Source organism: Pseudomonas graminis (genome assembly GCF_013201545.1).
Lineage (GTDB): Bacteria > Pseudomonadota > Gammaproteobacteria > Pseudomonadales > Pseudomonadaceae > Aquipseudomonas.
Map to the genome: position 1 here is coordinate 2390973 of NZ_CP053746.1, position 12877 is coordinate 2403849.

The window sequence follows — 12877 nt, forward strand, 5'->3', positions numbered from 1 at the left end:
ACCGCATCATGCACAGGGCTCGCTGCCGAATCCTTCGGATCGCAGCGTGACCCTGCCGGTCACCGCAATTGCCAACTGATAGCGACTGACGGGTGAGTCTTTGAGGCACACTGCCAGTGTGCCGTTGGCGTTGTTCAGCAGCCTCCCCGTGTTATCAAAACCTATCCGCGCAGCCACTTTGCTGTTGCCGACGACCCTGACGTTTCGGTGGCTGGCGAACTCGGTCAGTGACAGCTCGCCCTCGTCCTTGAACTGGTTGCGGTTGCTGTCAACGAACACGTTCCAGCCTCGGCTCCAGTCATTTTCCAGCGCCTGCATCACCACCGGCTGACTGCGCAGAATTGCCTCGGTCCTGGCCATTCGCAGCCCGCTGGCCAGTTGCTGGGCCGTGTCCTGACGGCGCTGTGAGTCGATCAATTGCCCGAAGGCGGGGATCGCCAGCGTGGCGACGATGCCGACAATCACCAGCCCTGCCAGCAGTTCTATCAGCGTCAATCCTTGCTGGTTCACGAGCGTCTTCCGTTGAGTGCGGCGCTCAAGGAAACACCTGCTCGGCCGCCCTGACAACCGGGTCGATTGTCAGCCGGTATGTCCGCAAGCCGCCGTTACACATCCTCCGGGCAAACCGCTGCGCATCGTCTTCAATGGCGTCTGCACGGGAATCGTCGAGGTGAATGGTGCGAGGGAAAACGATGCAATCGGGGATGACATTGATCGAAGTGCTGGTCGCGTTGCTGATCTTCAGCGTCGGCATATTGGGCGTGGCGATGTTGCAGCTCAATGCGCTGAAGTACACCGACAGCTCGATGCGCAGCCTGCACGTCAGCTTCATCGCCCATGACCTTTTCGAGCGCATCCGCGCCAATCCTGGCACCCGCTACGCGCTGTCTTCTCTGAGTCAGGCTCCGACCTCCGGCAGTCTCGCCGTGCCTCGCCAGCAAGACCTGTACGACTTCGCGACGCAGTTGAAACGCGCGGCCGGTGACGACGCCGAGGCATCCATAGCGGTGGCGGGATCGAGCGTGACCCTCACGCTGACGTGGGACGATTCCCGTGCCAGCCAGGACGCCGCGCAGAAGCAAACGCTTACGCTGACCGCAGATGTCTCTGCCGAGCGGGTCGCACGACCATGAGGCCTCTGGAGAAGGGCTTTGGCCTCGTCGAAGTCATGCTGGCGCTGGTCTTGGGATTGGTGATGTCGCTGGCCTTGGCGCAGATATTCATCAGCTCGAAGAGCAGCTATGCCAGTCAGACATCGTCCGCCAGCCTGCAGGAAGACGCACGATTCGTGCTCAGCAAAATGGTCCAGGAAGTGCGGCTGGCGGGCATGTTCGGCTGCCTGGGGACGGTCGAGGACGCGAGTGCCGGCAAAGGCTTTTCCAAGGCGTTTCAAGACCCCATCACGTGGGACGCCAATTCGAAAACTCTGACCCTCGCCACGGCCGGGACCGGGGAGGGCGGTGGCTGGTCGACCTGGGTCATTCACACTGACTGCGTGACGACCGCCAGCGCGTACTCCAACGGCCGGGCGCCTCGGCTTTCCGCAGGTGAGACCGCGATGCCCATTCACCGGCAGGTCTATCGCTTCAACAAGGCACGCAATGAGCTGTCCCTGAACGGCCAGTCGCTGGTCAGCAACGTGGGCGCGTTCAGTGTGCTGTTCGGCGTCGCCGGATCGCTCAACGATCGCTCCATCGCGCGTTACGCTGCCACTGCCGAGCCCTCGTTGATCCGCAGCGTACGCCTGACCCTCACCCTGTTCGACCCCGCAGGCCGGGTGCAGGAGCAAACCGTTGATGTCGTTGCCGCCATCCGTAATCGGCTGGGATGAGGGCATGAACGTGAGTGCACAACGTGGTGCGGTGTTGATCGTCAGCCTGGTGTTTCTGTTGTTGCTGACCCTGTTGGCGACATCGTCGATGCAGAACGCCACGCTCCAGGAAAAGGTCGCCGGCACGCTCAAGCGCCGCGATGCGTCGTTTCAGGCTGCCGAAACAGCGCTGCGCATCGCGGAAGCAAAAATTGTGGCACCGGGTTTTTCCCTGCAGGGCTGTTCGTCGCCCGCGAAGTGTCTGCCGCCGCCCGAAGCGCTGACCCTTTCCAACAGCGGCGCCGGCGGGTCTTCAGGAGTGGATTGGGTCGCAACGCGGGGTGGTTTCTACGGCATTCAGCATGTCGGCCAAACCGACCAACCTGCCGGTGGCGCAGACGGTCAATTTTGGACCTTGTACCGCGTGACGGCCATTGGCATCGAAGGCGACTCACGGACTGTGCTCGAAAGCATCCACACCCAGGAGCGTCGCGTGATGTGGCGGCAGCGGCAATGAGCAGGACGGGTAGAGGCTTCACCCTGATTGAGTTGCTGATTGCCATCGCGATCGTCGCGATACTTGCCGCCGTCGCGTACCCGCAGTACAGCGAATACACCCGGAAAACCCGCCGCTCGGAGATCGCTGGGATGCTGATTGAAGAAGCGCAGAGACTGGAGCGGTTTCATTCGCGGGCTGGGCAGTATTCGGACGTCAGCGGGCCGCCGGCATTTAGTCATGAAGTGTCGTTCGGGAATGCGTTTTACCGGATAGAGGCTGAACGCAAGGAACGGACGTTTACGCTGACTGCGTCGCCGATTGGCGGGGGGATGATGGCGGGCGATGCCTGCGGCAGCTTTGTGCTGGAAAACACCGGCAGGCGCGACAATCTCGGGATGTCGGGGGCTGCCAGTGTGTCGGGGTGTTGGGGGCGGTGAGATGACCAAGGTCGGCTACGGCGCCGCGCGTCAGGGCGTTCGTCCGTCGAAAACAGCCACACATCCCCTCGGCAAATATTGAAACAACCGGTTGCTATATAGTTTCTCCATTAAGGAGAGATTAAATGCCCAAACGGTGTCGGGGTTTTACGTTGATCGAGTTGCTGGTGACCATCACGTTGGTCAGCATCCTCGCCGCAATCGCCATTCCGAGTTTCAGCTCTGCCATTCAGAACACCAAGGCCGACACCGAGGTAAGCGACTTTCAACGGTTCCTTAATTACGCCCGCCAACAGGCTATAAACAGTGGCACCGTTATTCGCATAGCGCCTACCGTGGCGGGTGCTGCATGGAATACTCAGTTATTTGCCTACGATCCCACCGTGAGCCCGATAACTGCGCTGCGTGTCCTCTCGGCTATGGACACGACCTCAGTGCTGACAGTGGGCGGTAATCCTGTTGCGATTGACTTCAACAACCTGGGCGGTTTGGCCGCCCCGGTGCCGGTGCCTGCGGGTCCTTTGGTCATCACCTATACCCGCGGCACCATCACCAAAGTGATCAACATATGCCTGACCGGCCGTATCGCATTGGGCGCCTGTATATGAACGCCAGAATTGATCCCAGGCAACAAGGCACGACGCTCATTGAGGTATTGGTCGCCCTGCTTGTTCTGGCGATTGGGCTTCTGGGCGCGGCGGCACTCCAGTTAAATGCGTTGAAGTACACCGACAGTTCAAGGCTCAGCAGTCAGGCCAGTTTTATCGCGTACGACATGATGGACCGCATACGTGCCAATCCTGATGCTGACTATAGTCTGACGTCCCTGGCGGCGGTGCCTTCTGGTCCCAATCTGAATGTTCCGCGCACGCAGGACCTCTACGACTTCAAGACCAATATCCGAACTCTCGACCCGGTTACGGGCGATGGGACGATTGCGGTGGATCCGGTAAATAAGAGGTTGGTCACCATTACTGTCATCTGGAGTGATGCTCGGGCGGCCAATACGGCAACTTTCTTGCAGACCTTCAAGGTGACGAGTCGTGTGGCGATAGACCCGAAGGTGACGCAATGAAGTACCGGGCCAAAGGCTTCGGCCTGATCGAGATCATGATCTCACTGCTACTGGGTTTGCTTATAGTTGCTGGGGTTATTCAGATTTTCATTTCAGCCAAGAATACCTATCTGTCGCAGAACGCCTCGGCCGTTATGCAGGAGGATGCACGTTTCATCCTCACCAAGATGGCTCAGGAAATACGCATGGTCGGGATGTTTGGCTGTCTGGCGACGGTCAAAGACTCAAGCGCCAACAGTGATTTTGCCGCTGCGCAAATGACGCCAGTCCGGTGGGATAACGCCGCGTCAAAATTGACGCTGGTGACTGCGGATGTGGGAAGCAATGGAGGTGTTCCGACATGGACCGTTGTCTCCGATTGCAAGTCGGGAGCGACCGCCACAACCGGGGCGGCTACACCCGCTGCTAATCAGTTAGCGTTTCCGATACGTCAGCTCGTCTACCAGTTTGCGAATAACCAGATACTTCTGGGGGGCGCTCCCATCGTCAGTAACGTAAAAAATTTCTCGGTTATGTTCGGCACTGCCAATACGGCCTCGGACACAACTGTTACGGCTTACACCGCGACGCCTGCCAGCACGAACCTGATACGCACCGTGCGGCTCTCCATTGAGCTTCAAGATGCAACAGGTCGGGTTAAAAACCAGACGTTCAGCGTTCTCACCGCTTTACGTAACCGTCTCTATTAGGGGTTGCCATCGTGAACATAGCCAAGCGAAGAGCTGTTCAACGCATCCGGCCCCGCGAGCGTGGCATGGCGCTGCTCGTCAGTCTGGTGTTTCTCTTGCTGCTGACGTTGATCGGGATCTCATCGATGCAGAACGCGACGCTTCAGGAGAAGATGTCGGGCAGCGTTAAGTTGCGCAATGAGTCATTTCAGATCGCAGAGGCGGCTGCGCGTATGGGGGAGTCTGCAGTTCAGGCCAATGATTACAAACTGGCGACGTGCACAAAATGCGCTCCACCTCCGGAAGCTACAAGCGTACAGGCACCGGGTGCGAACAGTACCTCGGGAGTGATCTGGTACGCGACGACGGGCGTGACGGGAGGCTTTTGGGCGGTGCAGAAAATTGCGACAACAAAGGACCCGGTTAACGTCAATTTTGTCGGAGAGGATGAAGGTAGATCTTGGACGCTGTATCGCATCACCGGCGTAGGCGTGTCGGGTAACTCGCGCACTGTAGTGGAAAGTATTTATGCCAAACGTTGAGTGGTGCCGCAGAGCAAGGCTTTATTTGGGCAGGCTGTTGTTGGGTGTACTGCTTGGCCTTTATGGCTCGGCCACTGCATACGCTGCTTTTGTACCGTCAGACTCGCCTTTGTTAACGGTAGGGTCAGTGACTCCGAACGTGATGCTCCTGGTCGACGACTCTGGGAGTATGAACAGCATTATCTGGGCCTCAGGGTTCGATCCCAACGCGGATCCGGTGCAGGTGTACACCTGCAATTCGGATTTCAACTGCAGTAATGTCACTGCAATGGATATGACGGACACCAATTATTTTGTAGGAAACCTCCGCGCTGGCGGGTGCGATGCCGGGTACGATGGTTTCTACAAGTTCACCACACGTACGCGCGTCTGTCTCAAGCTCCCCGACCCTGTCGGTAACGGTAACACTCGTTACACCACTGCTTACATCAGCTACTTGCTTTACGCCACGTCGTTGTCCAAAAAAGACTACACGGATGATTCTATTCCCGATGATTACAGAATCAATGTCGCGCGCACGGTGTCTGCCGCGCTGGTGGCCAGCAATCGAAATCTGCGCATTGGCCTGGCCACCTTCAATCCCCCTACGAGCGGAAACGCCGGGCCTGGCGGCAACATCGCGAGGGCGATCAGCGATCTGTCCCAGACGAACGCTACAAGCGCCGCGCAAGCCAATGCCAACTACAACTCGTTGATCTCGTCCATCAATAGCCTTGGAGCCATCGCCAACACGCCACTGGCCGAAGCCTATTACGAGGTGACCCGCTACTTTCGAGGAATGACGCCCTATTACAATACAACGCCTTCTACCTATACCAGCCCGATTCAGTACCGTTGCCAGCGCAACTATGGCGTCGTTATCACCGATGGTCTGCCGACCTACGACCGGACCTTTCCCACTAATGATCCTTTGGGCGGTGCCAATCTGCCTAATTGGGACGGCAAGAATAACGACGGTGATAACCTCAATGGCGATGGAGAGGGTGACACCCTTTACCTGGACGATATCGCGAAATTCGCCTACGACATCGATATGCGAACGGGCGGGACCGATGCCGCCAACAAGGGGTGGGATGCCACCGACTTCCCCAAGCAGAATATGTTTACCTACACCGTTGGATTCACAGCCGCTAATGCCATGCTTTCCGACGCAGCGGTTTACGGAAAGGGTATCTACTATCAAGCGACTGACAGTGCGGGTTTGAATACGGCTTTGTCCGCAGCCCTGAATGACATCACCTCTCGCGCAGGAACCGGGGGAGGTGTAGCGTCTAACTCGTCTTTGTCCACCAGTTCTGTTTATTTCCAGACTCAATACGATCCGACTGATTGGCGCGGTACGATCAAGGCTTTTCCCATTGCGACTGATGGAACGGTGAATACCACGACGCCTATCTGGTCCACTGACAAGCAGATCGTTCCGGGCATTGCTCCTACTTATGAGTCTTGGAACTCTCTGACCAATGCCGTTATTCCGCTGTCTTTTCTCAACTTTTCACTGCCGCAGCAGCTCGTGCTCAGCGCCAATTTGCCACTCGGAATTTCTGGACTGGACTTGGTGCAATGGAGTAAGGGGACGAACAAGACAGGATTGAAAACGCGTACGGTGTTGCTCGGTGATGTAATCAACTCGCCCTTGGCGTACGCTTCACCTACCGATAATCCAGCGTCTGATCCGGCCTCTGATAATAGCTATTCCACGTATCTGGATATCAAATCAAACTCAATGAACCCCACCCTCGTGGTCAACGCCAACGATGGGTTGGTCAACGTGATAGACCCATCGACGGGTAAAAGGCTGTACGCGTATATGCCTTCCACGGTGCTCTCGAACCTGCATTACGTCGCGGATCCCAATTACATCAATGGCGTCTCTCACAAATTTTTGGTGGATGGGCAAATTTCTATCGTAGATGTGCAGTTTGCTTCGTCCTGGAAAACTTTAGCCATCGGGGGCGCGGGCTCCGGTGGCAAGGGGTTCTATGCGCTACAGCTGTTCAACGCGGGTACCTCTAATACAGTTAAAGCGCTTTGGGACATCAGCAGTGTGACTGCGGGTTTTGCCAATATGGGCTACGCCTATGCCAAGCCGGAGGTGGCTCAATTACCAGATGGCAGATGGGCAGCCTTCATCTCCAATGGCTATGGCAGCACCAATGGCGTGGCGTCACTCTTTGTCGTCGATGTCAGCAATGGGGCCCTGATAAAAGAGATTGCCGTTGATACCTCAGGCAACAATGGATTGTCTTCAGTCAAGCTACGCGTCAATGCTCAGAGCGTTGTTCAGTACGCTTATGGCGGTGATCTGAAGGGTCAGATGTGGAAGTTTGATTTTACGGGACAAACCGCATCCACCTGGAAAGTAGGACTGGGTGGAAGTCCACTGTTCACTGCTTCAGGAGGGGCGAATCAGCCAATCACTGCTCAGCCGGTCGTGGGAAATAACCCGAACGGCGGCAAGATGGTTTATTTCGGCACCGGTAAATTGCTGGAAGCGTCGGACAAAACCACGACAGCGACTCAGGCGTTTTATGCGGTCTGGGACAACGACGGAACGAGTGCCAACTATCGAGAGAGTGATCTCGTGGCGCAAGCCATTACATCCTCAGCGCAATTCTTCACCACCACTCAGAACGATGTGAATTACGCCGCCAAGAAAGGTTTTTACCTTCCGCTGATTTACAACAACTTCGCGACGGGTGAGCGGATTATCTATGCTGCCGTACTCGCATTCGGCCGTGTTCAGTTCACTACCGCGATTGTGGACACTACGGATCCTTGCTCAAGTTCGGGGTCCGGCAGGTTCGGTGACCTGGATGCCTTGAACGGGAAAATGCTCAGCTACCCGGTTCTGGATACAAACGGTGACGGGCAGATTAACAGCAGTGACGCTACCTCAAGCGGCTACCTGGTGAGCGGCGGTGTGCCTTCGGTTGTCAGGCTTGATAAAGCTAATGGTAATCAGGCTATTGTGGCGGGCGGTCTGGCTATTCCTCCGACAGGCACCGAGTTAGGTGGGGTTTCGGACCGACGCATCATGTGGCGACAGATCAGATGAGGAAAGAAAAAATGTCGGACAGTAAAACGAAGGGATTCACCCTCATAGAACTGATGATCGTGGTGGCGATTGTGGGTATTCTCGCGGCCATTGCTTACCCCAGTTATACCGAGTACGTGCGGCGCACTCATCGGACCGAGATTGCCGGAGTCCTGATGGAGCAAAGCCAGGCTTTAGAGCGTTTCTATACCAAGAACGGTACCTATGTCGCTGCGCCGGTCGCAGGCTCCAATGCCTGGTACACCGTTGCCGTAGCACCCACCGCTACAGACTTCATTTTGACGGCAACACCCGTCCCCGACTCCATGATGAACGGCGACAAGTGCGGCAATTTCCAGATCACCAACACTGGCTTGCGCACCAATTCCACCGGCCTGTCGAACAAAGACTGTTGGGGCCGTTGAATCCATGCAGATGAACAAGTCGTGGCCGCTGTGCTAGATCAACACATCATTATCATCGGCGGCGGCGTCATCGGTCTCCTGACCGCCTTCAACCTCGCCTCCAAAGGCCGAAATGTAACGCTGATCGACCGCTCGGAAGTCGGCCAGGAATCCTCTTGGGCTGGTGGCGGCATCGTGTCGCCGCTTTATCCATGGCGCTACAGCCCGGCCGTAACAGCACTCTCACACTGGTCGCAGGATTTTTACCCACAGCTCGCCGAACGTTTGCTGGCGATCACCGGCATTGATCCGCAAGTGCACAAGACTGGCCTTTACTGGCTGGACCTGGATGACGAAGCAGAAGCGCTCCAGTGGGCGGCGCGCATGAACCGTCCCCTGACATCGGTGGATATTTCCGCCGTGTACGACGCCGTGCCCGTCATGGGCGGTGGCTATTCACGTGCGGTGCACATGGCCGACGTCGCCAACGTGCGCAACCCGCGTCTGGTCAAGTCGCTGAAGGCTGCGTTATTGGCGTTGCCCAATGTGGTGATTCGAGAGCACTGCCAGGTCATCGACTTCGTGCGCGAAGGTGATCGGGTACTGGGTGTCACGACGGACGAGGGCGATGTACTCGGCGACAGCGTGGTGCTGGCCGCCGGTGCATGGAGCGGCGACTTGCTTGGCAAACTGGGGCTGGCGCTGCCCGTTGAGCCGGTAAAAGGTCAGATGATTCTCTACAAATGCGCGGCCGACTTTCTGCCTAGCATGATCCTCGCGAAGGGTCGTTACGCCATCCCCCGGCGCGACGGACATATCCTCATCGGCAGTACGCTCGAGCACGAAGGGTTTGATAAGACACCCACCGAAAATGCGCTGGACAGCCTGAAAGCTTCGGCGATTGAATTGATCCCCGCGTTGGCGGAAGCCCATGTGGTCGGGCACTGGGCGGGTTTGCGACCGGGCTCGCCGGACGGCATTCCTTTCATCGGCCCGGTGCCGGATCATGAAGGCTTGTGGCTGAACTGCGGGCACTACCGCAACGGCCTGGTGCTGGCGCCGGCCTCATGTCAGTTGTTGACGGATTTGCTGGTGGGGGATGAGCCGATTATTGATGAGGCGCCGTATGCGCCTGCGGGAAGACTCAACGCCTGAGTGGTTCAGCCGAAGAACAGGTCCCAAAAGAGGAACGATCGGTCCTTCTTTGGGGCCTTTCCGACGTCGCGAAGTCCCTCACTCCAGCCCCAGCTTCTTCAGCCGATAACGCATCGACCTGAACGTCAAATTCAAGCGCTGCGCCGCCGCCGTACGATTCCAGCGAGTTTCCTCCAGCGCCTGCAGGATCAGTTTGCGCTCGATGCTCTCCAGATAGTCTTCCAGGTTATCGATGTTGGCCAGGCTCGGGCCGTCCTGCTCAGTAGGGCGTGACGGCTCGGCAAGGCGCAGGTCCTCGATATTGATCTGATCGTTATCGCAGAGTGTGTATGCACGTTCCAGCATGTTTTCCAGCTCGCGCACATTGCCGGGAAAACGGTAGCCCTTGAGGGCCGCCAGCGCGTGGGGCGGGAGAAGGGTGGCAGGCTCTCCGGCGGATTCGGCCAGGCGGCGCAGCACGCTGTTGGCGATCTCTTCAATGTCTTCGCGGCGCTCGCGCAGGGGCGGGACGCGCAGTTCGATGACGTTCAGCCGGTAATACAAATCCTGCCGAAAACGCCCGGCGGCTACTTCCTGATTGAGGTCCTTGTGAGTCGCGCACAGCACGCGAACGTCCACCACTTGCTCCTGCTGGCCGCCAATCGCGCGAACGGATTTTTCCTGGATCGCGCGGAGCAGCTTCACCTGCATCGCCAGCGGCAGATCAGCCACTTCATCCAGAAACAGCGTCCCGCCATTGGCCACTTGAAACAGCCCGGGTTTGTCTTCATGGGCGCCAGTGAAACTGCCTTTGCGGTGCCCGAAGAATTCGCTTTCCATCAGTTCCGACGGGATCGCGCCACAGTTGACGGGTACGAACGACTGCTCGGCGCGCGGGCCTTGCTCGTGAATCAACCGTGCGACCAGCTCCTTGCCGCTGCCCGACTCGCCGCTGATATAGATCGGCGCCTGGCTACGCGCCAGTTTGGCGATTTGCTTACGCAGCGCCTGCATCGGTGGAGAGCTGCCCAGCAGGCGATGGTCGATGCGGTTGTCTTCGGCAGGGGCGATGCGCAGGCGCAAGGCGCTGGTCACCAACTCACGTAATCGCGTCAGGTCGACCGGCTTGGTCAAGAAGTCGAACGCGCCGGCTTTCAGTGCATGGATTGCCGTGTCGAGGCTGCCGTGGGCGGTGATCATCGCCACCGGTACCTGGTTGTGGCGCTTCTGAATGTGCTGCACCAACTCCAGGCCATTGCCATCCGGCAGACGCATGTCGGTCAGGCACAGGTCGAATGCCTCGCGCGCCAGCCACTCCTGGGCTTCCTTGACGTTGCGCGCGCTGCGAGTGTCCAGTTTCATCCGTCCGAGCGTGATTTCCAGCAACTCACGAATGTCCGGCTCATCGTCGACGATCAGGATCTTTTGCCGTTGGCTCATGTTCAGCTCAGCTTGAACGGATGGGCGAAGGTTATTCGCATGCAGCTACCGCCACCTTCCCGTGGAGTGTAATTAAGGCTCGCCTGATTGCTTTCGCACAGCTCGCGCGAAAGGTACAGGCCCAGCCCGGTTCCTTTGCTTTCGGTGGTGAAGAAGGGCTCGAAGATTTTCCCGAGATGCTCTTCGGCAACACCCGGCCCGTCGTCGAGGACTTCCAGCGTCGGCAGTTCGCTGAACGGGGCTTGAAACAACCTTAGCCACACTTGGGCGTGTTCGTGCAGCTGGCCGCTGTAGCGCAGCCCGTTTTGCACCAGATTGCTCATCACTTGCTGCAACTGCTCCGCGTCCATCTGCGTACTGAGCACGCCCGGACCGATATCCAGATGCACGGCCTGATCAGCCATCAGGTCACCGCGCAGGTTACGGACGAAGTCCTCGATCCACCCCTTGAGATCGAGCAGGTGGGGTTCGGTCTGACGTCGACGAGACAGCTGCAGAACGTTCTCGATCACCAGATTCATCCGCCGCGATTGATCGTGAATGATTTGACTGAGACGACGGTCCGGCGCGGTCAGTTCCTCGGATTCCAACAGCAGCTGTGCGGCATGACTGATGGCGCCCAGCGGGTTGCGGATCTCGTGGGCGATGCCAGCGGTCAGTCTGCCCAGCGCGGCGAGTTTGAGCTGTTGGGCCTGCTGGGAAATCTGGGACAGGTCATCGAGAAACACCAGGGTGTGGCGATGGCTGCCCCGCGCCAGTGCGATGAACCCCGGACGCAGCACCGGACCGATGGCCGATGTCGTGATGCTGCGCGGTGCCATGGACGGGTTGGTCGTCCACTGAGCCAGGCGCTCGACCAGTTGCGGCGAGTAGGCGTCGACGATTTCGCCGAGCAGGCGCTCGTGGCCCAACAGGTTCAGCGCGCTCTGGTTGGCGAGCAGCACTTTGTGATCTTCGTCGAGTACCAATATGCCGGTCCGCATGCGTTGCAGGATCAGCGCGTTGAGCTCTTCAAGATTATCGACATCGGCGGCGCGACGTTCGGCGATGTCTTCGCTGAGCTGTAGGCGTCGTGCGAGGGCCTGAACCAGCAGCGCTGCTGCGAAGCACAGGGCACCGAGGGAGCCGGCCTGCACGAAATGATTGGCAGCGGAGGGCTTGTGATAGCTGATGTAGAAGGTCAGATAAATGATGCCGATGGCTGAGAGCGCGGCAATCAGCAGCCCGGTTCGCTTGCGCAGCAGCACGTTGCTGATCGCCACGGAGGCAATGATCAAATTGCCAATACCGCTCGGTGCACCGCCTCCGGCATAGAACAGCGCGGCCAGCATCAGCGTGTCGGCCATGGCCAGGGAGAACAGTTGCCCCTGGCGGCTCGGGCGCTCAAGCAGCACGACCACGAGGATGTTGAACACCAGATACAGCCAGCAGCCGATCCGGAACAGCTCGATATCGGCCAGTTCCAGCAACTCGGCGTCCAGGCTGCTGGAAATCAGCAGCACCAGCAGGACGCCGATGCTCAGACGGTACAGGTGATACAGCCGCAGGATGCGTTGGGCCTGTGGCGTGGTCAGCGACAGGCTGTCAGCGGTCACGTGTGGCGGGGCCCTGCAAACGGTGTGCTTCTGTGCAATACCATTGCTGGTTCTGGCTCAGCGCGCGATCGCGCGGGACATGCACGCCACATTGCGCGCACCGCACCATGGGCGCAGCGTCGAGTTCCGGCGTTGCGGGTTTCGGGCGTGGGGCAGGGCCTTTCACCAGGCGTTTGAAAAACCAGATGGCCGCCACGATCAGGGCGATCCACATAATCAAGCGAATCATGTCTGTC

15 protein-coding genes are annotated in these 12877 nt (G+C 58.2%); 11 read left to right on the plus strand and 4 right to left on the minus strand.

What is annotated here, in order from left to right; all coding sequences use genetic code 11:
- Nucleotides 1-6: 6 nt before the first annotated feature.
- The gene (locus FX982_RS10765) at nucleotides 7-510 is read right to left on the minus strand and encodes a GspH/FimT family pseudopilin (RefSeq protein WP_172610623.1); all 504 of its coding nucleotides are present in this window, start codon (nucleotides 508-510) and stop codon (nucleotides 7-9) included.
- A 194-nt stretch (nucleotides 511-704) separates the two neighbouring features.
- Here FX982_RS10765 and pilV (FX982_RS10770) point away from each other — a divergent pair, with 194 nt between their 5' ends.
- The 11 genes from pilV (FX982_RS10770) (at nucleotide 705) to thiO (ending at nucleotide 9627) form a co-directional block, all read left to right on the plus strand.
- Nucleotides 705-1133: a type IV pilus modification protein PilV gene (gene pilV, locus FX982_RS10770; protein ID WP_254074892.1), complete on the plus strand. Its 429-nt coding sequence runs from the start codon at nucleotides 705-707 to the stop codon at nucleotides 1131-1133.
- Complete coding sequence (locus tag FX982_RS10775; RefSeq protein WP_172610624.1) at nucleotides 1130-1831, plus strand: PilW family protein; 702 nt, start codon at nucleotides 1130-1132, stop codon at nucleotides 1829-1831. The genes pilV (FX982_RS10770) and FX982_RS10775 overlap by 4 nt, the downstream gene beginning before the upstream one ends.
- Nucleotides 1832-1835: 4 nt before the next feature.
- A complete protein-coding gene (locus FX982_RS10780; RefSeq protein ID WP_172610625.1) occupies nucleotides 1836-2327 on the plus strand; it encodes a pilus assembly PilX family protein in 492 nt (163 codons plus the stop codon).
- Nucleotides 2324-2746, plus strand: a complete 423-nt coding sequence (locus FX982_RS10785) for a type IV pilin protein (protein ID WP_172610626.1) — start codon at nucleotides 2324-2326, stop codon at nucleotides 2744-2746. The genes FX982_RS10780 and FX982_RS10785 overlap by 4 nt, the downstream gene beginning before the upstream one ends.
- A 125-nt stretch (nucleotides 2747-2871) precedes the next feature.
- Nucleotides 2872-3354: a GspH/FimT family pseudopilin gene (locus FX982_RS10790; RefSeq protein ID WP_172610627.1), complete on the plus strand. Its 483-nt coding sequence runs from the start codon at nucleotides 2872-2874 to the stop codon at nucleotides 3352-3354.
- The gene (gene pilV / locus FX982_RS10795; protein WP_172610628.1) at nucleotides 3351-3821 is read left to right on the plus strand and encodes a type IV pilus modification protein PilV; all 471 of its coding nucleotides are present in this window, start codon (nucleotides 3351-3353) and stop codon (nucleotides 3819-3821) included. Before FX982_RS10790 ends, pilV (FX982_RS10795) begins: the two co-directional genes overlap by 4 nt.
- Nucleotides 3818-4510, plus strand: a complete 693-nt coding sequence (locus tag FX982_RS10800; RefSeq protein ID WP_172610629.1) for a PilW family protein — start codon at nucleotides 3818-3820, stop codon at nucleotides 4508-4510. The genes pilV (FX982_RS10795) and FX982_RS10800 overlap by 4 nt, the downstream gene beginning before the upstream one ends.
- A gap of 65 nt (nucleotides 4511-4575) precedes the next feature.
- On the plus strand, nucleotides 4576-5031 hold the full coding sequence (locus tag FX982_RS10805) for a pilus assembly PilX family protein (protein WP_172610630.1): 456 nt from the start codon (nucleotides 4576-4578) through the stop codon (nucleotides 5029-5031).
- A complete protein-coding gene (locus tag FX982_RS10810; RefSeq protein WP_172610631.1) occupies nucleotides 5018-8089 on the plus strand; it encodes a pilus assembly protein in 3072 nt (1023 codons plus the stop codon). The genes FX982_RS10805 and FX982_RS10810 overlap by 14 nt, the downstream gene beginning before the upstream one ends.
- Before the next feature lie 11 nt (nucleotides 8090-8100).
- Nucleotides 8101-8493, plus strand: coding sequence for a type IV pilin protein (locus FX982_RS10815; RefSeq protein ID WP_172610632.1), 393 nt, complete (start codon nucleotides 8101-8103; stop codon nucleotides 8491-8493).
- A gap of 30 nt (nucleotides 8494-8523) precedes the next feature.
- Nucleotides 8524-9627 carry a glycine oxidase ThiO gene (gene thiO, locus FX982_RS10820; RefSeq protein ID WP_172613029.1) on the plus strand — a complete coding sequence of 368 codons (1104 nt, stop codon included), beginning with the start codon at nucleotides 8524-8526 and terminating at the stop codon, nucleotides 9625-9627.
- A 78-nt stretch (nucleotides 9628-9705) separates the two neighbouring features.
- On the opposite strand, the gene FX982_RS10825 is transcribed toward thiO, so the two are convergent.
- From FX982_RS10825 to FX982_RS10835, 3 genes are read right to left on the minus strand one after another with little or no spacing between them, the layout of a single operon-like run.
- Complete coding sequence (locus tag FX982_RS10825; RefSeq protein WP_172610633.1) at nucleotides 9706-11046, minus strand: sigma-54-dependent transcriptional regulator; 1341 nt, start codon at nucleotides 11044-11046, stop codon at nucleotides 9706-9708.
- Nucleotides 11047-11048: 2 nt separating this feature from the next.
- Nucleotides 11049-12641, minus strand: coding sequence for a sensor histidine kinase (locus FX982_RS10830; protein ID WP_172610634.1), 1593 nt, complete (start codon nucleotides 12639-12641; stop codon nucleotides 11049-11051).
- Nucleotides 12631-12870 carry a PP0621 family protein gene (locus tag FX982_RS10835; protein ID WP_122535374.1) on the minus strand — a complete coding sequence of 80 codons (240 nt, stop codon included), beginning with the start codon at nucleotides 12868-12870 and terminating at the stop codon, nucleotides 12631-12633. The genes FX982_RS10830 and FX982_RS10835 overlap by 11 nt, the downstream gene beginning before the upstream one ends.
- Nucleotides 12871-12877 lie beyond the last annotated feature (7 nt).

What these genes read in the sequence shown, in the direction of transcription:
- pilV (WP_172610628.1), top strand. Translation starts at nt 3,351, where the DNA reads ATGAACGCCAGAATTGATCCCAGGCAACAAGGCACGACGCTCATTGAG.
- FX982_RS10815 (WP_172610632.1), top strand. Translation starts at nt 8,101, where the DNA reads ATGTCGGACAGTAAAACGAAGGGATTCACCCTCATAGAACTGATGATC.
- FX982_RS10810 (WP_172610631.1), top strand. Translation starts at nt 5,018, where the DNA reads ATGCCAAACGTTGAGTGGTGCCGCAGAGCAAGGCTTTATTTGGGCAGG.
- FX982_RS10825 (WP_172610633.1), bottom strand. Translation starts at nt 11,046, where the DNA reads ATGAGCCAACGGCAAAAGATCCTGATCGTCGACGATGAGCCGGACATT.
- FX982_RS10835 (WP_122535374.1), bottom strand. Translation starts at nt 12,870, where the DNA reads ATGATTCGCTTGATTATGTGGATCGCCCTGATCGTGGCGGCCATCTGG.
- pilV (WP_254074892.1), top strand. Translation starts at nt 705, where the DNA reads ATGACATTGATCGAAGTGCTGGTCGCGTTGCTGATCTTCAGCGTCGGC.
- FX982_RS10775 (WP_172610624.1), top strand. Translation starts at nt 1,130, where the DNA reads ATGAGGCCTCTGGAGAAGGGCTTTGGCCTCGTCGAAGTCATGCTGGCG.
- FX982_RS10780 (WP_172610625.1), top strand. Translation starts at nt 1,836, where the DNA reads ATGAACGTGAGTGCACAACGTGGTGCGGTGTTGATCGTCAGCCTGGTG.
- FX982_RS10805 (WP_172610630.1), top strand. Translation starts at nt 4,576, where the DNA reads ATGGCGCTGCTCGTCAGTCTGGTGTTTCTCTTGCTGCTGACGTTGATC.
- FX982_RS10790 (WP_172610627.1), top strand. Translation starts at nt 2,872, where the DNA reads ATGCCCAAACGGTGTCGGGGTTTTACGTTGATCGAGTTGCTGGTGACC.
- FX982_RS10800 (WP_172610629.1), top strand. Translation starts at nt 3,818, where the DNA reads ATGAAGTACCGGGCCAAAGGCTTCGGCCTGATCGAGATCATGATCTCA.
- FX982_RS10785 (WP_172610626.1), top strand. Translation starts at nt 2,324, where the DNA reads ATGAGCAGGACGGGTAGAGGCTTCACCCTGATTGAGTTGCTGATTGCC.